We start from the raw sequence: 21,446 nt of genomic DNA, 5'->3' as shown, positions 1-21,446 counted from the left end.
AACGGTGAGACAGCGCCAGTAGTACGGCTTCACCATCTGAGCAGTGAACCCTAAAACGCACTGGCCATCTAGGTGGCGCTTCTCAGCAATCCGCAGCACCTCGGTTGGTTCCGCCCGCATGATCGGCGAGGCCGGACACAACAAAGCCGACAGCACCCACGGTCAACGTGGGTTCTGTCGGCTTTGTAGGTTTAAAGAAACGCTAGTTCAGCTTTGCTGTCCAAGGGTCAATGACCTCAGCTGGCTGCTTCCGGGTAATTAGCCAGTGGCCCAGCCACAGCAGGAGGAAGATCGGCAGACCGACGTAGCTTGATGCCATCTGCAAGAGGTTGCCATCGACAACAGCCTGATAATTCTGTCCGGCAATGACAACCAGCAGGATGACAAAGGCGAGGATTGGACCCAAGGGGAACAGTGGCGCCTTGTAGGGAAGGTCTGCCAAGCTCTGCCCGCTGGCCAGGTACGCCTTGCGGAATTGATAGTGGCTCACCGCAATACCAACCCAAGCGATAAACCCGGAAAGTCCCGAAACGTTTAGTAGCCAGGTGTACGCCTCGCCCTGACCAATAATGGCCGTCAAGAATCCGAAAAGTCCTACCGAAGCGGTCAAAAGCATGGCCGGTACAGGCACGCCACGCTTGTTCAGACGAGCAAAGATCTTTGGCGCTTTGCCATCTTTGGCCATGGAGTAAAGCATGCGCGCTGAAGCATATAGGCCCGAGTTACCAGCCGAAAGAATAGCTGAGAGGATCACTGCGTTCATCAAGGCGGCAGCAAAGGCGATGCCAGCTCGCTGGAAGACCAAGGTGAATGGCGAGGTGGCGATATCCGAAGCTTCAGCAGAAAGCAGGGACGGATCCAAGTATGGGATCAGCATGCCGATAACAAAGATGGCGCCGATGTAGAAAAGCATGATGCGCCAGAAGATTGTTTTGATGGCCTTCGGAACATCGCGCTGAGGGTTTTCTGCTTCACCGGCAGCAACACCGACTAGCTCAGTACCCTGGAACGAGAATCCAGCGATCATGAATACCGAGACGATGGAGAGCCAGCCGCCAACAAATGGGGCGTCACCGTCGGTCCAGTTACTGAAGCCAGGAGAGGTTCCGCCGATGATGCCGAAGATCATGGCGAAGCCACAAATCAGGAAGACGATAACGGTGATGACCTTGATGGCCGAAAGCCAGTACTCGCCTTCACCGAAGGCCTTGGCTGACAGTGAATTGAGTCCAGTAAGCAACACCAGGAAGATAGCAGCCCAGATCCATCCTGGGGCATCTGGGAACCAGTAGGACATCACGATGCCCGCGGCGACTAGCTCAGCGGCGACGGTGATGGCCCAGTTGAACCAGTAGTTCCAGCCAATCGCGAAGCCGAAGTGTCGGTTGACGAAGACCGTGGCGTAGGTCTGGAATGAACCTGCAACCGGAAGTCGCGCGCTCATCTCACCAAGCGACTGCATCAGCAGCAGTACCATGATGCCAATCAGTGCGTAGGCTACCAGTGCACCGCCGGGACCAGCCTCAGAGATGGTGCCGCCGGACGCGACGAATAGTCCGGTACCAATTGAGCCGCCGATAGCAATCATCTGCATGTGGCGAGCTTTGAGGCCACGCTTCAGGCCGTCCTGGGACGGTGCGGGCTCAGTCATGCGTTACATCTCCTGATGCTTAGAAAAAATCCAACCTTTCCATCCAAGCACTCTGACCAGTCTCAAAGCTATGAACCGCGCTACAGTAAGCGATCAATAATCTTTCGCTTAGCCCACGAATACGGAGGATAAATTGCGCTCAGCGTATCCACCACCGTGGTTTTGTTGAGTTCCGGGCGCATTTGTGAAAGCCGGTCAAATCCGTGCTTGCCATGATATGAACCCATGCCGCTGGCTCCCACCCCGCCAAATGGCAAAGTTGGAATGACCATTTGGGTCAGTGGAGCGTTGTGCACAATGGAGCCAGCGCGCACACGATCCGAGAAGATCGACTGCAACCGTGGACTCTCGCTCATCAGGTATGCGGCCAGTGGCGACGGGCGTCGGGCAATGAACTCTAACGCTTCTTCGAAGCTCTGCACCTCAATCACCGGAAGAATCGGACCGAAGATTTCTTCGGTCATCACGGTGGCTTCAAGATCCACATTGCGCATGATGGTCGGTGCGATGCGTAGAGTCTCTTCGTCGTACTCGCCGCCGAACACTACCTCACCCTGTTCCAGCATCGCTAACAAGCGGTCAAAGTGCTGTCGGCTAGCGATGCGTCCGAAGTCAGGATGCGTCAACGGCTCTTTGCCGTAGAAGCTGTTGATGGCTTGGCCAAGGCGACCAACCAGGGCGGAAGCATCACCGATGCAGAGGATGTAGTCCGGAGCAACGCAGGTCTGTCCCGCGTTCATGAACTTGGCGTAGACCAAACGTTTGGCGGTAGCCAGCGAGTGATTATCCACCACCACTGGGGACTTGCCGCCCAGTTCCAAAGTGGTTGGGGTCAGATGTTGAGCCGCTGCCATGGCGATGATCTTCGCAACCCGTTCACCGCCGGTGTAGAAGATGTGGTCCCAGCGTGCCACCAGCAATTCCGTAGCCGTATCTACTCCACCCTCAATGACAGCAAATACTCGCTCATCGAGGTAGAGCGGAAGGAATTTGGCTAGGGCACCTGAAGTGGCCGGAGCAAGCTCTGAGGGTTTAACAACTGCCGCATTTCCTGCGGCAATGGCGGCCACTAGGGGTGCGAGCACAAGTTGCAATGGGTAGTTCCAGGCACCAACGATCAAGACAACACCCAGGGGGCGTGGCTCGATCTTGGCCATTGCCGGCTGAAGCGCCAGTGGCACCTTAACTGTGGTGCTGTCCATCCATTCGGCCAGATGCCTCAGCGCAAAATCAATCTCTGCGCGCACCACATCAACTTCAGCGAATTTGGCTTCGGTGGCACTCTTACCCAGGTCATCGTTTAATGCCTGCAGGAAGTCATCAAGATGCTCTTCAAGCATCTTCTCCAGCGCGCGTAGCTGTTGGATTCGGAAGCGACGCGGGTGGGTGATTCGAGTCTCAGCTGAACGGCGCAGATGACTTAGTACCGAAGCGATACGTGAAGGATGCTCGTCCACCGGAGGAGCGGAATCGCCGACCGGTTCTGGCAACGGAGTGGAAGTAAACAGACCCATGATCTGAGCGTACGTTACTTGGCAGATTTTCTACCGATTAATTCTCAAGGAGATTCATTATGTATCAAGTGTTTGATACATTAAAACCTATGGATCAGATCTCGGCGAGCGCCTTATCGATAGCTATTGCGTCATCAGTAATCTACCTATGGTTACGCTCAGTAGCTGCACGCCGCGGATCCTCAGCGTTACTCAGGGCTCAATCACATTCATTCTGGTGTGCCCTGATTGCGTTTTTTGCCTCGACTTCTGGCGACCTATCTCGGGTTTGGTCCATTCAAGCACCATCAGAGTCACCGACAACGCGCGTCATCATTGCACTGGGTGCCGCCGGTTGGCTGACTTTGGTCTACGTCATCGGGTTGTTTACTTGGCCTGGAGAACTGCGCTCAGTTCGCGTCGCATCTTTGGAACCACGCACGTTGACCACGCCCTTTCCACGTAAGCTAGGTGCCCTAGTTGGCTCACTGGCAATCTTTGCATGTTGCATGTTGTGGCCGATATCCCGGGTCGCCGGCCACATCCCTGAAGGCAAAAGTACTGAATCCTCAGCGGCTGACTTCGAAGACGCAGTTGCGCCTACATGGGACAGCACATCCGGGTGGATTTCAGGCGCTGAAGTAGCTCCACTGTTTGCGCTGTGTATTTTCGCGGTTTTACTGGCCACTGCCGTGATCAGTGCAATCATCCTCAAACGCAGGCCCTTAGCCGGGATCTCCGCAACCCAAAACCAAGAACTACGCTCAATTTGGCTCAACCGGTTGCTACGAAATTGTGGTTGGCTGCTGACCAACATCATCGGTGCCGCAATCACCTACGCCGATCCGGTTCTGAGTTCCGGGTGGAACAAGGTGTCCATGTTTGCCGTCTTGGCTTTGGGCTTCGTGCTATTCGTCTGGGCTCCAAAGCATGCCGCACCGGAGGCCAATAGCCTGCCTAGCACCGCCTTCGCCCGGATGCGCAGCCACACGCTATCCGTTTCCTATTTTGCGAATACGTTCTTGATTATCGCCACGTTGATTATCTGGCTTGCGGCCAGTGAACTCGTTGACCAAACGCCAGAGCCATTCGGTGAAGCCGGGGCCCGTGCTGTTGGCGCTTCCTTTGCGCTGCCATGGTCAGCGGCGGCGGTAGTCCTGTACCTAGTAATCTCTGCCGGCTTCGCGCTCTATGCACATTCACGAGCAAAGCTGGGGGCACTTTCTGAACCGAAGAGCCAAAATCTTCCGGTTTGGGTGTACACGATTGCAGCGCTGTTCATCCTCAGCGGGAGCATCTTGCTTTACGCCCCACAAACACTGAGCCCAGGGGCACAACAGCTACTCTCGCCATGGGTCACCTCGGCAATAATCGTGGGAACGTTGGTAGCCGCGGCCGGTTACTTCTGGTGGATCCGCCATTGCGCAGTCCCCTGGGACCTCACGGACGAACAGGAAATCTGGTATCGGCAAATCTTGGAGTTCCGAGCCTTACGAGTGCTCTGCAGTGCGTATTTCCTCTTGCCGGGCTTGGTCTCTTCCGATGAGCCAGCGGTGCTAGCCATAGGCATTGGGCTCTTCTGCATCCCAGCCTTACTCGTGGTCAATCGCCCGAAGGCGCGCCTGACCACGAGCGTGCGCGCATGAGCACCCAGATCACGGTAGATCTTGAGGCGGCTACCGCTCCTTATGAGCAGATCCGTTCACAGATCGCGTCGCTGATTAACCTCGGCGAATTAGTGGCAGGTAGCAAGCTACCCACGGTCAGGGCGTTGGCCACAGATCTTGGGGTAGCTGCCGGAACAGTCGCTCGTGCCTACAAAGAGCTGGAAGCCGAAGGGCTCATTTCTTCAAGACGCAGGGCCGGCACGATAGTTAATGAACGCGCTACCCCCATCGAAGAGCATGAAGATCTGGTGGCGGCCGTAGACCACCTTTGGAAGCTAGCAGCAGCGCAACATGTCGATGCGGCGACACTTAAAGCGTTAGTGGCGAGACGTGAACGTTAAGAATTTGTTCTAGGCATTGCCACTGCGTACGCTCTAGATCAGTGACACGGGGTGTCGGAGAAGCCGACTGAGATGAAACCCGTCGAACCTGATCTAGTTCACGCTAGCGGAGGGATGTCGCATGACTCTGCCTACCGTTGCCCAAAAATACCGGCAACACTCCCCTTTAGTTTTTTGCCTGACGAATACCGTCGTCACCAATTTCACCGCCAATGTCCTACTGGCTTCCGGCGCTTCACCAGCCATGACTAATCTGCCTGGCGAAGCTGGCGGGTTTGCTGCCTTGGCTTCTGCAGTGCTGGTGAATCTAGGCACGCCAAGCACCGAGCAAATGGTGGCCATGGAGGAAGCGGTGCTCTCGGCGAGCGCAGCAGGCACCCCGTGGGTATTGGATCCTGTGGCTGTCGGCGCCCTGTCGGTACGCACCGACTTCGCCCGACGCATAGTTCAAGAACATCCCACCTTGATCCGTGGAAACGCTTCGGAAATCCTCGCCTTGGCGGGCAAGGATTCCAGTGGCCGTGGTGTTGATGCGGCAGATACCGTGCAGGCTGCCCTCGATGCAGGACGCGAACTGGCGCAAGAACACGGCTGCGTTGTTGCTATCTCCGGCGAAGCCGATGCGATCATCGACGCTACCCGTACCGTACTGGTACACACCAACGGTATCGGGCTGACCAGAATCACCGGTGGCGGATGCGCGCTAGGTGCCTTTAACGCTGGAATGCTCGCGGTGCACGAGGACCCCTTTGAAGCATCCATCGCCGCCCACGGTTTTTACGGTCTGGCCGCCGAAAAGGCACTGGCCGCAAGCACCGGACCGGGAAGCTTTGCGGTGGCGTTCCTTGATGCGCTGGCCGCCACGGAACCTGAAGAATTACAGACTTTGAAGTACGAGGAACTGAACCATGGATAATATCGGCGCCTACCTAGTAGCCAACACCGCCAGCTGCACTCCACGCACCACCTTGGAAGTTATCCAAGGAGCAGTAGCCGGCGGCATCGAATGGATTCAGCTGCGGGCCAAAGATGAGACTGCCCGCGAATTCTTTGAACTGTCCTGCGCTGCAGCCCAACTAACCAAAGGCAAAGCCAAACTATTGATCAATGACCGGATTGACGTGTTCTTAGCTGCTCGCGCGGCCGGAGCTGCGGTCAACGGTATCCATATCGGGCAAAAAGACATTCCGGTGCGACTTGCCCGTGAGATTATCGGCGAAGGCATCATCGGTTTGAGCGCTTCCACCGATGAACAACTGGCCCAGGCGAGTCTCGACGCGGAGGTCATCGACTATCTGGGTGTTGGTGCAGTGCGTGCCACTCCTACCAAAAAGGATCACCCAACCCCGTTGGGTCTTGACGGTTTTATCCGTGCAGCATCCTTGACCGAACTACCGTGTGTAGCCATCGGCGCCATTACCGCTCAGGACGCAGCTGCGATTCGCGCTGGCGGAGGGTCGGGCCTAGCGGTGGTTCGTGCCATCTGTAATGCCGAGGATCCGCAAACGGCCAGCGAGCTGCTCGTTTCAGCTTGGACGGTGGCACAGTGAAAAATATTCTCTCTATCGCCGGCTCTGATCCTTCCGGTGGTGCCGGTATCCAGGCGGATCTAAAAGCCATTGCCGCTAACGGTGGTTATGGCATGTGCGTGATTACGGCATTAACCGCGCAGAACACCCAAGGGGTCAGCGCAGTACAAGCCATTGATGGTGACTTTGTCCTAGCCCAGTTGGAATCCATTAGCGCTGATATACAGATTGACGCCATCAAGATTGGCATGCTGGCCAATGCTGAAGTAATCCGCGCGGTCAGTAGTTGGCTGAATACCGTAGATGCACCGGTCGTTCTAGATCCGGTGATGGTAGCCACGAGCGGAGACCGATTACTAGAAGATGAGTCGGCACTCGATTCACTGCTGGACCGCGCCTGCGTCATCACCCCTAACCTGCTCGAGCTCGCAAGCTTGCTACGCGAGGCTGCTGCCACACAATGGCCACAAGTCCTAGAGCAGGCACAGCGACTGGCCGCCAAGCACGACGTTCTGGTTTTGGCCAAGGGCGGGCACCTGGCTGGAGACTTCTGCCCTGATGCGCTAGTTAGTTCCACTGGAGTGCTGGCCGAGTTCAGCAGTCCAAGACACCAGACCAAAAACACCCACGGCACCGGCTGCACCCTCTCCAGCGCCTTGGCCACTATCTACGCCACAGACGGTGACTGGATACAGGCTCTTGAGAAGTCCAAGGCTTATCTGGTGCGCGCTATCGGCGCAGCCGACCAACTCACTGTGGGTAGCGGGCATGGCCCGGTGAACCACTTTGTGGACTTCTTCAGCGAAGCTGATCCCATGCAAGAGTGGTGGCAGCAAATTGATGGACTGCGCGGGTCCATCGATGGGTTGGAATTCATTACCCAGTTATCCGATGGCACACTGCCTTCAGCTGACTTTGAGTACTACCTGTCCCAAGATGCCTTCTACCTTCAGCGTTACGCTCAGGTATTGGCCGAGGCCAGTGTCTTGGCCCCAGATCTCGAAGCGCAACGCTTCTGGGCTAGCTCAGCCAGTGCAATCTTGGAAGGTGAATTGCAGCTGCATCGCAGTTACCTCGCTGAAGGTACCGCGAACCCCAGTGCGATCACGCTGAACTATGTGAACCACCTGGCGGCGTCCAAACAAAGCTACGGGGAACTGATTGCCGCAATCCTCCCCTGCTACTGGCTATATCAAGACATTGGCAAGCGCCTAGCCGCAGCCAATCACGATCAACACCCCTTTGAAAAGTGGTTGAGCACCTACGCATCAGAAGAATTCGACCTAGCTACCGAGCAGGCCATCAACATGGTGCGCATGGCGTGGAAGCAGTCTGATGGTGCTCTGCGTGAGCGGATGAGGGTGGCATTTGTGCGATCTTCAGAACATGAGTTGGCCTTCTTCGATCAAGCACGACAGAACCGAGTAGAATTTTCTACGGTCTGAAACGCGCGGGCCACGATCTGGAGGATTGTATGAGCTGGAGCATTCACGGCAACGGAAAGACCATCAACCCGGGCGAAGTTGTCGCCCCGGAAGAACGGTTGCACTGGCCACAAACCATTTCCATTGGTGCCCAGCACATCCTGGCGATGTTTGGCTCCAGCATTCTGGTGCCAACCCTCACCGGCTTCCCGGTCACCACTACCTTGCTGTTTACCGGCTTGGCCACCATCATCTTCTTGCTGATGACCAAGAACAAGGTACCTAGCTACCTTGGCTCATCCTTCGCGATGATCGCTCCGGTCATTTCCACCACCCAGTCGCACAGCATGGCTGGTGCCCTTGGCGGCATCGTCATGACTGGCGCGTTGCTCTTTGTGGTGGGCCTGATTGTGCAGGCTACTGGTACCGGGTGGATCCACGCTTTGATGCCACCGGTAGTTATGGGCACCATCGTTGCGCTGATTGGCTTGAACCTCGCCAGCGCTACCTTGGCACCGATGACCGATTTCCCGCTGACTACATTCTTGACGGTGATTTTCACGGTACTCGCTACCGTGGCCTTCAAGGGTCTACTTGGACGCCTGTCGATTCTGGTTGGTTTGGTTCTTGGCTACCTGTTGGCATTGGTCCAGGGCCAGGTTGATTTCAGTGCCGTGGGTGAGGCGAGCTGGGTTGGTCTGCCACAGTTCACGACCCCAACTTTCCATCTTGATACCGCATTGATGTTCCTGCCGGCTGTTTTTGTGCTGATTGCCGAGAACATCGGGCACGTACGCACCGTGGGTGTGATGACCGGACGAGATCTCTCGAAGTTCAACGGTCGCGCACTGATGGCTGATGGTGCGGCCAGCGTTGTTGCCGGACTCGGTGGCGGTTCTGCCACCACCACCTATGCCGAGAACATCGGCGTAATGGCTGCATCTCGCGTGTACTCCACTGCCGCCTACTGGGTAGCGGCCATTGTGGCCATGGCGTTGGCCTTCCTGCCGAAGTTTGGCGCACTAGTGGGCACCATTCCGGTCGGAGTTATCGGCGGCTTGGGCATCGTGTTGTACGGCATGATCGGTATTGTTGGCGCGCGCCTTTGGATCGAGGCGAAGGTTGATTTTGGTAATCCGATCAACCTGATGACTGCTGGCACCGGACTGATCATCGCTATTGCTGTGACCAGTGATATTGCCTTTGGACAGTTCCAGCTTGGTGGTATCGCCTTGGGTTCCATCGCTACCTTGGTGGTCTTCCACTTGATGCGCACGGTGGCGAAGCTGCGTGGCAATGACCTCGCTGACACTTCGAAGGAATCCTGAGAGTTTAAAAATATTTTTCAGCCGGCCGGTGTTGCGAGTTTGCTCGTGACACCGGCCGGCTTTTCTTTGCAATCTCCCTACTGGTTAGGCACGAGAGGTGAGTAGGGGAGGTCAATTCTGAGTGGCACATGTAAGGACTCCTTCCAAAATGTGATGGTTATCCCATCAAAAACTGAAAATTACGGATTTTGACCCCGTCTAAATCAGATAGCATGGCTCATTGTGACTGCGACAACATCAGACGGAAAACTCTCCGCGCGACTCATCTTCATCGCCCTTGGGGCGGCATTAGGTGGGTTCGTTTTTGGATATGACTCATCAATCGTTAACGGCACCGTGGACGCTGTCGAGCACGAATTCGGGCTCAACGCGGTAACCATCGGTTTCACTGTTTCCTGCGCCTTACTCGGCGCAGCTCTAGGCGCATGGATTGCAGGTGTGGTCTCCGAACGTGTAGGCCGCGTTCGCACCATGGTCTTTGCCTCCGTCCTTTTAATCATTTCAGCCATCGGCTGTGGCCTCTGCTTCAGCGCAGCTGACCTCATCGTATGGCGCATCGTCGGCGGTATCGGCGTGGGCTTCGCTTCGGTGATCGCTCCGGCCTACATCGCCGAAATCTCCCCAGCAGCCCACCGTGGCCGCTTGGGCACCATGCAGCAGATGGCCATCGTGCTTGGCATCTTCGTAGCCTTCCTGATCAGCGCCCTGCTGGTCTTCGTTATGGGCTCGGCAGACGCTACCGGCTGGTTCGGTCTGGCTGCTTGGCGCTGGATGTACCTCTCGCTGGTAGTCCCAGCGGTGATCTACGGTGCGCTGGCTTTGCGACTTCCAGAATCCCCTCGCTACCTTGTTGAGCGTGGACGCTTGGTTGAGGCCGCTGCGGTTCTGACCCGCGACATGGGCATGAACCCAGGGGTAGAAACCGAAAAGAAGATCGAAGAGATCCGTTCCACCGTGCACGTGGAGCGTCGCCAGAAGTTCAGCGACCTGCTGGGCCGCTTTGGCTTCCACCCACTGGTGTGGGTTGGCATCTTGCTCTCGGTCTTCCAGCAGTTTGTTGGTATCAACGTGATCTTCTACTACTCCACTACGCTGTGGAAGTCCGTAGGCTTCGCCGAATCGGATTCATTCACGATTTCGCTGATCACCTCGATCACCAACGTGGTGGCCACCGTCGTGGCAGTGCTGCTGATCGACGTTCTAGGACGCAAGCTGTTGCTGACTATTGGTTCGGCAATCATGACCCTGTCATTGGGCATGATGGCTATTGCCTTCGCTCAGTCGGTCACCATCGACGGCGCAGTGTCCCTGCCAGGTAGCTGGGGCATCATCGCCTTGGTTTCGGCAAACCTGTTTGTGGTCGGCTTTGGTGCCACTTGGGGTCCAGCCGTATGGGTATTGCTCGGGGAAATCTTCCCGAACTCCATCCGTGCAATGGCTCTGGGTGTGGCTGCTGCTGCACAGTGGATCGCCAACTTCATCGTTTCCACCACCTTCCCGGCACTTGCCGATGCTGGTCTGGCTCTGGCCTACGGCATCTACGCGGTCTTTGCCTTGCTCTCCTTGATCTTCGTGATCTTCATGGTCAAGGAAACCAAGGGACGCACCCTGGAAGACATGAAGCTGTAAAACAACAACGCTCAAAGCTGAGTACAAAAAATGTGGCTAGAACCTAACGGTTCTAGCCACATTTTTTTACCTAAAGAGAGGTGCTACCAAGCCTTGCGTGGCACATCGACTCCGGCCTCGCTTTGGACTTCAAGTACCTTTTCCAAGGTCGGACGTCCCTGACGTACCGGGCCTTGGTCAGCTAGCGCAATGGTGATCGACTCGCCAGGAATCAGGTCTATCTGCTGACCGCGGACCCAGATGGGACGTGAATGAGCCCCATCTAGCGTGAACTCGATAGATTCACTTTCCAAGCGCACCGCAATGCGCATGCCGTGCCAAGCCAGTGAGAAACTGATTGAACGCCAGCTTTCTGGCAGACGCGGGTCAAAGCAGAGCCGGTCATCGTCATCACGAAGTCCAGCAAAACCATAAATCAGCGCGGACCACACACCACCGGTGGAGGCCACGTGCACCCCGTCTCCAGTATTGCCGTGCAGATTCTCAAGATCCACATTCAGTGCATGCTCAAAGTACTCCCACGACAGTTCTCGGTAACCCACCTCGGCAGCCAGAATCGACTGCACCGTGGCCGAGAGCGTGGAGTCACCGGTAGTCAGTGGGTCATAGTAATTAAAGTCGGCAAGCTTTTGCTCAGCGGTGAAATCACTAGAACGCAACCACAGTGCCAACACCGCATCGGCCTGCTTGATTACCTGGAAGCGGTAGATCACCAGCGGGTGATAGTGCAGCAATAGTGGACGCTTATCCGGGCCGGTGTTTTCCAGATCCCACACTTCACGGTTTAAGAAGTGCTCGTCCTGCGGGTGAATGCCTACCGATTCCGAATACGGAATATGCATGCAATACGCGGCCTTGAGCCACAGGCTAATCTCGTCCGCTTCTAGACCCAATTGCTCAGCGAGCTTGGCGTAGTGCGCCGGACGTCGCTGGGAGAGCTCGGTCAGCAGCTGGGCGCTGCGGCGAAGGTTAAAGCGGGCCATGACATTGGTGTACAGGTTGTTATTAACTACCGCGGTGTACTCATCCGGGCCGGTCACACCGTGGATGTGGAATCGTTCGTTGCCTTCGTGGCCACGCCAGAAACCAAGTGAGGCCCACATGCGAGCGGTGCCGACCAAGATCTCGGCGCCGCCGGCAAGTAGGAACTCGTCGTCCTCCATCACGCTCAAATAGCGATTCAGTGAATATACGACGTCCGCATTGATGTGATACTGCGCGGTGCCCGCAGGATAGTAGGCACTGGCCTCTTCACCATTGATGGTGCGCCATGGGAAGAGCAGACCGGCTTCATTCATGATGCTGGCTCTGCGTGTGGCGGCCGGAATCATCGCGACCCTGGCACGCAGTGTATTACGAGCCCACTGTTGGTTGGTGTAGGTCAAGAACGGCATTACATAGATTTCGGTATCCCAGAAATAGTGCCCGGAATAACCGTTACCGCTCACGCCCTTGGCGCTGATGCCCAAACCGTCAGCACGCCCGGCAGCTTGCGCCAGCTGGAATAAGTTCCAGCGGATCTTGCGCTGCATGCTGGTGTCATCACAATCCACCAGCACATCACTGCGTTCCCAGTAGTCCGCCATAAACGCACGCTGGGTGCGTAGGTGCTCGTCCATGCCCTGGGCTACCAGGTGGTCCAAGGCTCGATCCGAACGTAGCAACATTTCTTGTGCCGGGTGGCGGCGCGAACAGTTGTACACCGCAAACTTCGAGACGCGGATTCCTTGTCCTGCTTCCAGACGGGCGCTGATGACCTCATCAGCACGCTCGTCGGCGCTGCTGCGGGTGATGAGCAGTTCTTGCTCTGCGCCGCCTGTGGTGCTCACCTGGTGCTCAACGACCGCCGCCACCGACATCCCGGAACCAGGAACCTGGTATGAGACTCCAAGCCTGGAGCCATGCACCGAGTGTCCGGCCGGGTGTAGCGCGTTGACGCTAGCCTCCTCGCTCTTGCGCGGATCGGGCACGCCAGCCTTGGAGGCATCGGTCTCTTCAGGGGAGGCTACGGTCCGCTGGGAGCTATAACCAATCACCGAAGACTGCACCAGTACTCGTGCTGGAGCATCAAGCAGGCGTACGTGGACATCCTGAAGGGCTAGGTGCCTGTCGGTAAAGGAAATCATGCTGCGAGCCATCACAGCCACCCGGTGACCTTCTGCAGTGCGCCACAGTGTGCGTGCGCACAGGGTGCCGTCGCGGAAGTCCAGGCGCAGCTCATCGTTCAGCATTTCGGTACGCCCTACTTCAAGGGCCTCATCGTTAATAAAAACGCGAAGAGTCCTGAAGTCCGGGGCGCTGATCATGGTCTGCCCGGTTTCGGCTAGGCCGAAGGCACTTTCTGCGTGCCGGATCTCCCATGCCTCATGCAGTCCATTGATGAACGTGCCCCCGGATTGGTCCCCCAGCCCCAGCTGGGCTGCACGCGCACCGAGGAATCCGTTGCCTAGGGAGAAAACGGTGTCCTGAGCCCCATCGGAGTCGCGCTGCTCATCGCGTAGCAGCGACCAGGAATCGGTATCCCAGGCTTGCGCCGAATCTTCGGTAGTCAGCTCGGCGAGGTCTTCAATCACAAAGTGCGCGCCGGCAGCGAGCAGCTCTTCTTCGTTATCTTCACGGGCTACGCCGATGACCCCAAAGCCTCCGGCGCGTGCCGCGGTCACACCACTGGTGGCATCTTCAATGACCACGCACTCTTCGGGACGCCAGCCTAAATCAGCGGCGGCAGCCAAGAAAGTATCCGGAGCTGGTTTGCCGGCCAACGAGCGGGCTGCGGCTTCTTGTCCGCCCATCACCAACGGGAAGTGCTCATCAAGGCCCGCGGCGGTAAGCACCATCCGAGCATTTCGTGAAGAGGACACGACGGCCACATCTAGCCCGGCGTCGAGCACCTGGCGTAAGAAGGCTACGGAACCTGCATAGGGTTCGATACCGTCGCGCACCAGCACTTCGGTGAACTTGTCGTTTTTCATATTGCCCAAGGCGCAGACCGTATCTTGACCGGCAGGATCATCCACGGTGCCCCAGGGCAGTTCTATTCCGCGAGAAGCAAGGGTGGCTTGGACCGCGTCATAGCGCGGGCGTCCGTCGAGCAAGCTGAAATAGTCTTGGTCGGTGTAGCTGGCCACGCCCGGAAATTTGTCAAAAAAGGCAGTGAAAAGTTCATGCCACGCCTTGCGGTGAAGCAAGGCCGTCGGGGTGATTACACCATCCAGATCAAAGAGGACGGCTTTGTAATCACGGTGTCGGTACTCAGGTCGATAAGCGTTCACGATCGAAATCCTTCGAAAGAGGAGCAAATTACTAGCCGTAGTCCATACGGTAGCAAGTGAACGCGTTTGCATCGACATACTACGATAAGAACGTGGCACAGTGGATAGATTTGTTCAACAGCGATACCTGGCGTGAGTCGACCGCCGCATGGATCGACTCGGCCTGCGAGTCCTACGGGATTAAGCGCACCGCTCCCCCGGAATTCTGGCCTGCCCAATTGCACCAGATTCAGGCCTCGGTGAAGACCGACGCCGCCGATCTGATTTTCAGCGCCAACGCGCCCGGGCTGGCCGCTGAGCCAGCGATCACCGTGGCGGCCGGCCAGTTTTTGCCCGACCGCGTGGTGATGCCGTTGGCCGTTGACCGTAGCGCCGGCTACATGCTCTGCCCCGACTTTGGCCACTGCCTTGCTGATCTGGGTGACTCGGTGGAGCACTGGGAGATGGCTTTGTCCTCCTTGGGTTCCTTCCAAGTAGCCCTTATGGGTCGCGAAGACGAATTTTTTGACTCCGGTGTGACCGTAGTTGATCCTCAGTTCCTGCCAGAGCAGTTTGAACAAGCGCTCATGATGCATGTTTCCTTGCCAGTAGATCACCCACTGCACATTGATGGGGCCCACGCGGATCGCTTGGCTGGACACATTGATCAGCTCACCAGCGCCTGCGCCACACTCCACGAGGGACCGGTACCGCTGAGCCTTGAGCACGGAAACTTTGATCTGACCCAGGTAGTAGTTCCCGGTGAAGCTGGGGAACACGGTCGCATCTTGAATTTGTCATCAGCGCACTGGGCCCACCCATTCTCCTCGCTGAAGACTGCGCTTGAAGCAATGACCGAGGCGTGGAATTGTGACACGGGTGATGAGCGGGTCATGCAGGCCTTGTTCGCCTACCTGGATCAGTTTGCCGCCTATGGCACTGCCGATGAGCTTTACGATCTGATCGATCCAGCGTGCCTGGTTGCTCCGCTGTCTCAGCACGAGACCTGGCTACGCCTACTGCTGGATGCCGACGATGAAAAGTTGCGCGAAAACGCTCCAGCCGTTTTGGCAACGCTGGATCTTCAATAGATTAAACGACTAATGGGCCCTCTTTCGGGGCCCATTAGTCGTTTAATTACTGGGATACTGCGGTTTCGATTTCCTTGAATGCGTTTTGTGCTGCATCGGCAACACTCTGTCGCTCGAAGAACACTTCCATCTCGTAGCGATAGAGGATGTCCTGAACGGCACTGAAGCCCATCGGTGGAATCGACTCTGTACCCTTCAGCTCTGGCTTTAGGCTCGTGACGAACTTCGCGGAGGCCGTTTCGACTGAGTCCAAATCGGCAACTACCTTTTTACGAACGTCGAGATTCGCTGGCAATCCGCGGTCCATTTGATTAAGCGCACCGGCTTCTTGCGAGTTGACCATAAAGTCAATGAACTTCTTGGTCTCCTCCGGGTGCTTGGTGCGCGCGAAGCCTGACATCATCATCGATGATTTGTACCAGAGCCCGTTGTCTTCGGCTTTGCCCGTGCTGCTAGGCAAACGCAACGGGACAAGATCCGAGCCAACCGCGGCCGACAAGCCACCTAGCTGGTTGCTCCACCACATGCCAAAAGCTGCGGTTCCGGTACCAGTCATCGAGCGGTCAGGCCCGGCATTCTGGTTTTCTGCCAATACCGAGGCTTTAGGGTAAGAGCCGGCGTCCAACAGGTCTCGATGGTGCTGGAAGTAAGTTGTGAGATCCTCTGCGCTGAATCCGAGCTTGCCGTCAGAGCCGGTGAGATGCTTGCCGTCTTGGCGCAGCCAGGTCTGCAGTCCAGCCGGTTCGTTGGGAGCTTCGGCGCCGTACTTTCCTTCTGCTTTCTCGCTGACGGTTTCGGTGATCTTCCGGTAGTCGTCCCAGGTCCAGGTCTTATCGTCGGGGATTTCTAGACCAGCTTCTTTCAGAACTTTAGGATTGGCCGTCAGGGTGAAGGAATTGATGCCGGTAGTAATGCCGACCAGACCATCGTCAGTGGTTCCGTTTTGAATGGAAACCTCTTCAAACTTGGAGACATCAACCCCGGTCAGATCCAGTAGAGCGCCGCGGTCCGCGTATTCGCGAAGATACTTGTCGTCCATCTGGATGATGTCAGGAGCATCGTTGGAAGCAACCTGGGTAGCCAGTTTGTCCCAGTAACCGCTCCAGTCCGAATATTCTCCCTGGACATCAATATCGGGATTCTCTGCTTCGAAAGCTTCGATGATCTTGTTCGTGGCTTGGGCTCTCGTATCGGATCCCCACCAAGAAAAGCGGAGAATCTTCTTGCCGTCCGCGCTTTCAGCACCACTGCTGCCACCGCAACCAGTTAGCGCCAGAGCGGCAACGGCGGCAATGGCTACGGACTTGCTCAGACGTGCACCGAACTTCTGCCGACTTTTTCTTGAGTTGTCCTGCTGGTCCATGGGTCTCCTCCTTGAGTGGGCCGATAAGAGCGAAGTTTCAACAATTGACCCTGCCGATCAACATTGCGGAAAGCGCTTCCCAAACAATCTAATTGTGACCCCAGTCACGAGTCAAGAGCAGAGGTCGAATCCATCAATTACATTTGAACATCGCATCATGCAGGTTCGGTATTACCGATTTTCCGCGCGGAGTTCCGATGATTCACGCAACACCGGAGTGCCAGTAACAACCATTTTGCGCGCGTCCCCGTGGCTTAACACCATCTCACCGGCCCATCGGCCAATTTCCTCCAGCGGCAATCGCGCGGTGCTAATCGAGGGGGTGACGTCCACCAGGGTGGGAATGTCGTCAAACCCCACCACGGCAATATCCTGCGGTACCCGAAGTCCGCTTTCTCGAATGGCGCGAATAGCGCCCAGTGCCATCACGTCGGAAACGCAAAAAACGCAGACCTGCTCCCGCGGCTCCGTTGCCTCGCACCCTTTCAGGTAATCACTCATGGCCATATAGGCGCCCTCGCGGGAGAATGCCCCGTGAATCACGTCTACCGCAACAAGTCCCGTCCGCTTCAGCTTCGCCATGAAACCCTGAGCACGGCCCCGAGAAGTCAGTAGATTTTCATCGCCTGCAAGCACAACAAACTTGCGGTGACCTGCGCGGATAAGTTCACCGGCGAGGTTCTCAGACGTGGTCTCGTTATCCACATGAATTCCACCGGTGCTAGCGAGTGGCTGACCGATAACAACAATTTGGCCACCGTTGTCCTGGTAGCTCTCGATCAAGCGCAACAGTCCATCATCTTCGGATAATGCCCTTGATCCGGAAAGAATGATTGCGTCGGTGCGCTGAGACATAAATGCCTTCACCGCCTCGATCTCTCGCTCGGGATCAGAATCGGTGCTGGCCAACAGCAGCTGGGTGCCACTATCCCCCAAGCCTCGCTGGACGCCTCGGGCAATAGTTGAGAAATAGGGGTCTGCGATATCACGGACCACCAGCCCGATCAGCTTTGTTGAGGCTCGGGCAAGCGCTTGCGCTTGCGCGTTAGGAAAATACCCAAGTTTCTCCGCCGCAGCACGGACCCTATCCGAGATTTCGGCCGCCGGTTTGCGGGCTGATCCATTGAGTACACGCGAAGCAGTCGCCAATGAAACTCCCGCCTCATTAGCGACATCAGTCAGTCGAATAGCCATCTGAAATCCTTTTCGTCCACGACAAGCTGGGACAAGCTTATCCCTCAAAGCCCGTGATGGTTGACACCCTAAATTTGCATCACTATCGTGGAAAGCGCATTCCCGAAATTGTTTCCCCTCTCATTTTTTAGCCGAGGAGTATCTCGTGACAAATACCAAAGTTCTCCGAATTGCCATGAACGGCATCACCGGTCGCATGGGCTATCGACAGCACCTGCTGCGTTCCATCTTGCCCATCCGCGACCAAGGCGGCATCACGCTAGCTGACGGTTCCAAACTCACCGTTGAACCGATACTCGTCGGTCGAAATGAAGACAAACTACGCGAGCTGGCAAACAGACATCAGGTGGAGCACTACACCACCGACCTCGATTCGCTGATTGATGATCCCACTGTCGACATCATCTTTGACGCATCGATGACCTCGCTGAGATACGACACCCTGTCCAAGGCCATCGCAGCGGGCAAGCACATCTTCACCGAGAAGCCCACAGCGGAAACCCTGAGTGATGCGGTGGATCTAGCCCGTCAGGCCAAAGCCAAAGGAATTACCGCAGGCGTAGTTCATGACAAGCTCTATCTGCCAGGGCTGGTCAAGCTACGACGCCTTGTGGACGAAGGATTCTTCGGAAGAATCTTGTCCCTGCGTGGCGAGTTCGGCTACTGGGTCTTCGAAGGAGAAATCCAAGAAGCCCAGCGCCCATCGTGGAACTACCGGCTGGCCGATGGCGGGTCCATGACCACCGACATGTACTGCCACTGGAACTACGTACTGGAAGGAATCATCGGCCGCGTCAAGACGGTGACCTCCACGACCGCCACCCACATCCCAACCCGCTGGGACGAGCAGGGCGAGCCCTACACTGCTACCGCAGACGATGCCGCCTACGGAATATTCGAACTTGAGACACCGGCAGGTGACCCGGTCATCGCTCAGATCAATTCTTCCTGGGCTGTGCGTGTGTACCGCGACGAACTTGTCGAATTCCAGATTGACGGAACCCACGGTTCCGCTGTTGCAGGATTGAACAAGTGTGTGGCCCAGCAACGAGCCCACACACCTAAGCCCGTATGGAATCCAGATCTGCCTGTCACTGAATCCTTCCGCGACCAATGGCTCGAAGTTCCAGCCAACGCGGACTTGGATAACGGATTTAAGCTGCAGTGGGAAGACTTCCTCGGTGACGTTGCTGCCGGTCGAGAGCACCAATTCGGTTTGCTCTCCGCAGCCCGCGGCGTGCAACTGGCCAGCTTGGGCCTGCAGTCCGCAGCCGAGCGACGCACGCTGGACATTCCGGAGATCACGCTATGAACGAGAACAATCTTCCGGAACTCGGATTGATCGATGAACATGGCCAGTCGTTCACCTACACCCTCAAAGGTCCAGGGGACTTCACACGCCCGCTCGCCCCCTTTGTCTCCCGCAAGGTCTACGCCGCGGCCCACGTCATCCCGCAGATGGGGGCAAATAACACCCCCGGAGCGCCGGCGATTATCGATTGGGATGCCACCTTGGCCTACCGCCACGAGCTCTGGTCCTACGGACTAGGCGTCGCGGATGCAATGGATACCGCACAACGTGGCATGGGCTTGGACTATGCAGCCACCTGCGAGCTGATCACGCGTTCAGCCCACGAGGCTGCCACGGTCATCGCAGAAAACCGCTACCCAGCACTGGGCGGCCTGACGGTTCGTGATATCCTCGCCTGCGGCGTAGGAACGGATCAGCTAACGGTTAACTCCATTAAGCCCGGACAGTTGCAGTTGGTCACCGATGCCTACCTGGAAATGCTGCGCTTAGTAGAAGGCTCCGGATCAAAATCTATTGTGATGTGCTCACGCGCCCTCGCTAAGGCAGCGCGCAACTCACACGATTACCTCCAGGTCTATTCAACTGTGCTGGAAGCTGCTCAAGAACCGGTCATCTTGCACTGGCTCGGTGAAATGTTCGATCCAGAACTGGCCGGGTACTGGGGCACCACCGATCTGGCCGAAGCCACCTCAATCTTCCAATCAATCTTGGACAAGTACGCCCACAAGATTGATGGCGTGAAGGTTTCACTGCTCGATGCCGAGCATGAGAAACAACTTCGTGCTGCACTTCCTGCAGGGGTCAGGCTCTACACCGGGGACGACTTCAACTACCCGGAGCTGATCGAGGGTGACGGCGAACTACATTCAGATGCCTTGCTAGGAATATTTGCGGCCATCTACCCCGCAGCCTCAACGGCTATGCAGGCTTTTGACGCAGAAGATTCGCAACGCGGACGCGCAATTTTGGATTCCACTAGGGAACTAGGACTGCATATTTTTAGCGCACCCACGCTCTACTACAAAACAGGAATTGCCTTCCTTTCATGGCTCAACGGCCACCAAGCCGGATTCCAGATGATTGGCGGCCTTCAGGCAGGACGTTCGCTCCCGCATCTGATCCGTACCTTCGTGCTCGCCGATACCGCCGGACTGCTACTGAACCCACACCTGGCAGCCGAACGCATGGAACAGCTCCTAGCTGTCTACGGCGTCAACGTAACCACCCAAACGCTGACTGGAGTCTCATGAGCTTCGAATTATCGCTGAACACCGGAACCACCCCCAAACTAAACCTGCATCAGGCGGTGGAGGCAGCTGCCCGTGCGGGTCTGACGCACATCGGTCCATGGCGACACTTGATTGAAGAAGTTGGCGGTGCGCAACGTGCAGCAACCATCATCAGAGAAGGCGGGCTTCAGGCCAGTACCCTGTGCCGCGGCGGCTTTCTCACCGGGGCTTCGCCACGGACTAAGCAAGAGGCGCTTGAATCCAACCAGAAAGCTATCGAAGAGGCCGCCACGATCGGCGCGCGCAACCTAATTATGGTTGTTGGCGGCTTGCCCTCGGCGGCGCACATTCTCGGGGGCTCTGGCGATCCTGCCGACAAAGACATCGTCGCCGCTCGCGACCGAGTTGCGCGCAGCTTGGATCAGTTGGTTCCGCTGGCGCTAGAACACGGCGTCTGCCTCGTGCTCGAAGCACTACACCCCATGTATGCGGTGGACCGGGCTGTGCTCTCGACCCTAGGCCAAGCTCTCGACTTGGCCACCGCTCACCCGGCCGAAGCCGTAGGAGTTGTTGTTGATACCTTCCATGTCTTCTGGGATCCGCAGTTGCAGCAGCAAATTCAGCGGGCTGGTCTCGAACGCCGTTTGGTTAGCTACCAGGTTTGCGACTTCAACTTGCCTATCGCCAGCAATGCACTGCAATCACGCGGAATGATGGGCGATGGACATATTGATTTCGCAACGATCTCCCGCTGGGTTGCCCGGGCCGGCTATCGGGGACCAGTGGAAGTGGAGATCTTTAACGATGAGATCAATTCACAAGATCCTCACCTGACTCTTGCCACCATGTCTCAACGTTATGAGTCGCTAGTTTTGCCCCATCTTGAGCAAGCTGCAGGCATCCATCCGGCGAGCGCCATAAACTGATCTGACTTCGACGATTCC

Annotated in this window: 16 protein-coding genes and 1 riboswitch; of the genes, 11 read left to right on the top strand and 5 right to left on the bottom strand. The window is 56.6% G+C overall.

The window, feature by feature from the left end:
* Positions 1–202 precede the first annotated feature (202 nt).
* On the bottom strand, positions 203–1,651 hold the full coding sequence (locus tag EYR88_RS11155) for an amino acid permease (protein ID WP_131089704.1): 1,449 nt from the start codon (positions 1,649–1,651) through the stop codon (positions 203–205).
* Between the two features lie 80 nt (positions 1,652–1,731).
* On the bottom strand, positions 1,732–3,165 hold the full coding sequence (locus EYR88_RS11150) for an aldehyde dehydrogenase family protein (protein WP_131089703.1): 1,434 nt from the start codon (positions 3,163–3,165) through the stop codon (positions 1,732–1,734).
* An 89-nt stretch (positions 3,166–3,254) separates the two neighbouring features.
* On the opposite strand from EYR88_RS11150, the gene EYR88_RS11145 reads away from it, so the two are divergent.
* The 7 genes from EYR88_RS11145 to EYR88_RS11115 all read left to right on the top strand — a co-directional run bounded on the left by EYR88_RS11145 (position 3,255) and on the right by EYR88_RS11115 (position 11,062).
* Positions 3,255–4,790, top strand: a complete 1,536-nt coding sequence (locus tag EYR88_RS11145) for a hypothetical protein (RefSeq protein WP_131089702.1) — start codon at positions 3,255–3,257, stop codon at positions 4,788–4,790.
* Positions 4,787–5,152 carry a GntR family transcriptional regulator gene (locus EYR88_RS11140; protein WP_131089701.1) on the top strand — a complete coding sequence of 122 codons (366 nt, stop codon included), beginning with the start codon at positions 4,787–4,789 and terminating at the stop codon, positions 5,150–5,152. Before EYR88_RS11145 ends, EYR88_RS11140 begins: the two co-directional genes overlap by 4 nt.
* A gap of 37 nt (positions 5,153–5,189) precedes the next feature.
* A riboswitch (TPP riboswitch) is annotated at positions 5,190–5,284 on the top strand.
* Positions 5,274–6,068 carry a hydroxyethylthiazole kinase gene (gene thiM / locus EYR88_RS11135; protein ID WP_131089700.1) on the top strand — a complete coding sequence of 265 codons (795 nt, stop codon included), beginning with the start codon at positions 5,274–5,276 and terminating at the stop codon, positions 6,066–6,068. It overlaps the preceding riboswitch by 11 nt.
* Entirely contained in the window at positions 6,061–6,702 is a 642-nt protein-coding gene (thiE, locus tag EYR88_RS11130) for a thiamine phosphate synthase (RefSeq protein WP_131089699.1), read from the top strand. Before thiM ends, thiE begins: the two co-directional genes overlap by 8 nt.
* Complete coding sequence (thiD, locus tag EYR88_RS11125; RefSeq protein WP_242632528.1) at positions 6,699–8,126, top strand: bifunctional hydroxymethylpyrimidine kinase/phosphomethylpyrimidine kinase; 1,428 nt, start codon at positions 6,699–6,701, stop codon at positions 8,124–8,126. Before thiE ends, thiD begins: the two co-directional genes overlap by 4 nt.
* A gap of 29 nt (positions 8,127–8,155) precedes the next feature.
* Positions 8,156–9,433, top strand: a complete 1,278-nt coding sequence (locus EYR88_RS11120; protein WP_131089698.1) for a solute carrier family 23 protein — start codon at positions 8,156–8,158, stop codon at positions 9,431–9,433.
* 222 nt (positions 9,434–9,655) lie between these two features.
* Positions 9,656–11,062, top strand: a complete 1,407-nt coding sequence (locus tag EYR88_RS11115) for a sugar porter family MFS transporter (RefSeq protein ID WP_131089697.1) — start codon at positions 9,656–9,658, stop codon at positions 11,060–11,062.
* Between the two features lie 83 nt (positions 11,063–11,145).
* Here EYR88_RS11115 and EYR88_RS11110 read toward each other — a convergent pair whose 3' ends face one another.
* Complete coding sequence (locus EYR88_RS11110) at positions 11,146–14,334, bottom strand: HAD-IA family hydrolase (RefSeq protein WP_131089696.1); 3,189 nt, start codon at positions 14,332–14,334, stop codon at positions 11,146–11,148.
* 92 nt (positions 14,335–14,426) lie between these two features.
* Between EYR88_RS11110 and EYR88_RS11105 the strand changes: the two genes are divergently transcribed.
* Positions 14,427–15,404 (top strand): hypothetical protein, encoded by a 978-nt coding sequence (locus tag EYR88_RS11105; RefSeq protein WP_131089695.1) that lies wholly within the window; start codon positions 14,427–14,429, stop codon positions 15,402–15,404.
* Between the two features lie 46 nt (positions 15,405–15,450).
* Here EYR88_RS11105 and EYR88_RS11100 read toward each other — a convergent pair whose 3' ends face one another.
* Complete coding sequence (locus EYR88_RS11100; protein WP_131089694.1) at positions 15,451–16,767, bottom strand: extracellular solute-binding protein; 1,317 nt, start codon at positions 16,765–16,767, stop codon at positions 15,451–15,453.
* Positions 16,768–16,938: 171 nt separating this feature from the next.
* Positions 16,939–17,961: a LacI family DNA-binding transcriptional regulator gene (locus EYR88_RS11095; protein WP_131089693.1), complete on the bottom strand. Its 1,023-nt coding sequence runs from the start codon at positions 17,959–17,961 to the stop codon at positions 16,939–16,941.
* 175 nt (positions 17,962–18,136) lie between these two features.
* Here EYR88_RS11095 and EYR88_RS11090 point away from each other — a divergent pair, with 175 nt between their 5' ends.
* Genes EYR88_RS11090 through EYR88_RS11080 form a run of 3 tightly spaced genes read left to right on the top strand, consistent with a single transcriptional unit; the run spans position 18,137 to position 21,428 of the window.
* Positions 18,137–19,273, top strand: coding sequence for a Gfo/Idh/MocA family oxidoreductase (locus EYR88_RS11090; protein WP_131089876.1), 1,137 nt, complete (start codon positions 18,137–18,139; stop codon positions 19,271–19,273).
* Complete coding sequence (locus tag EYR88_RS11085; protein ID WP_131089692.1) at positions 19,270–20,523, top strand: dihydrodipicolinate synthase family protein; 1,254 nt, start codon at positions 19,270–19,272, stop codon at positions 20,521–20,523. Before EYR88_RS11090 ends, EYR88_RS11085 begins: the two co-directional genes overlap by 4 nt.
* Positions 20,520–21,428: a sugar phosphate isomerase/epimerase family protein gene (locus tag EYR88_RS11080; RefSeq protein WP_131089691.1), complete on the top strand. Its 909-nt coding sequence runs from the start codon at positions 20,520–20,522 to the stop codon at positions 21,426–21,428. The genes EYR88_RS11085 and EYR88_RS11080 overlap by 4 nt, the downstream gene beginning before the upstream one ends.
* The last annotated feature ends 18 nt before the right edge of the window (positions 21,429–21,446 follow it).

Source organism: Arthrobacter sp. S41 (assembly GCF_004320535.1).
Taxonomy (GTDB): domain Bacteria; phylum Actinomycetota; class Actinomycetes; order Actinomycetales; family Micrococcaceae; genus Glutamicibacter.
The sequence above is the reverse complement of the archived record's forward strand: the minus strand, read 5'-3'. Positions and strand labels throughout refer to the sequence as shown.

Coding starts and splice junctions, on each gene's coding strand:
- EYR88_RS11155 (WP_131089704.1), bottom strand. CDS start 1,651: ATGACTGAGCCCGCACCGTCCCAGGACGGCCTGAAGCGTGGCCTCAAA.
- EYR88_RS11150 (WP_131089703.1), bottom strand. CDS start 3,165: ATGGGTCTGTTTACTTCCACTCCGTTGCCAGAACCGGTCGGCGATTCC.
- EYR88_RS11145 (WP_131089702.1), top strand. CDS start 3,255: ATGGATCAGATCTCGGCGAGCGCCTTATCGATAGCTATTGCGTCATCA.
- EYR88_RS11140 (WP_131089701.1), top strand. CDS start 4,787: ATGAGCACCCAGATCACGGTAGATCTTGAGGCGGCTACCGCTCCTTAT.
- thiM (WP_131089700.1), top strand. CDS start 5,274: ATGACTCTGCCTACCGTTGCCCAAAAATACCGGCAACACTCCCCTTTA.
- thiE (WP_131089699.1), top strand. CDS start 6,061: ATGGATAATATCGGCGCCTACCTAGTAGCCAACACCGCCAGCTGCACT.
- EYR88_RS11120 (WP_131089698.1), top strand. CDS start 8,156: ATGAGCTGGAGCATTCACGGCAACGGAAAGACCATCAACCCGGGCGAA.
- EYR88_RS11100 (WP_131089694.1), bottom strand. CDS start 16,767: ATGGACCAGCAGGACAACTCAAGAAAAAGTCGGCAGAAGTTCGGTGCA.
- EYR88_RS11095 (WP_131089693.1), bottom strand. CDS start 17,961: ATGGCTATTCGACTGACTGATGTCGCTAATGAGGCGGGAGTTTCATTG.
- EYR88_RS11090 (WP_131089876.1), top strand. CDS start 18,137: ATGAACGGCATCACCGGTCGCATGGGCTATCGACAGCACCTGCTGCGT.
- EYR88_RS11085 (WP_131089692.1), top strand. CDS start 19,270: ATGAACGAGAACAATCTTCCGGAACTCGGATTGATCGATGAACATGGC.
- EYR88_RS11080 (WP_131089691.1), top strand. CDS start 20,520: ATGAGCTTCGAATTATCGCTGAACACCGGAACCACCCCCAAACTAAAC.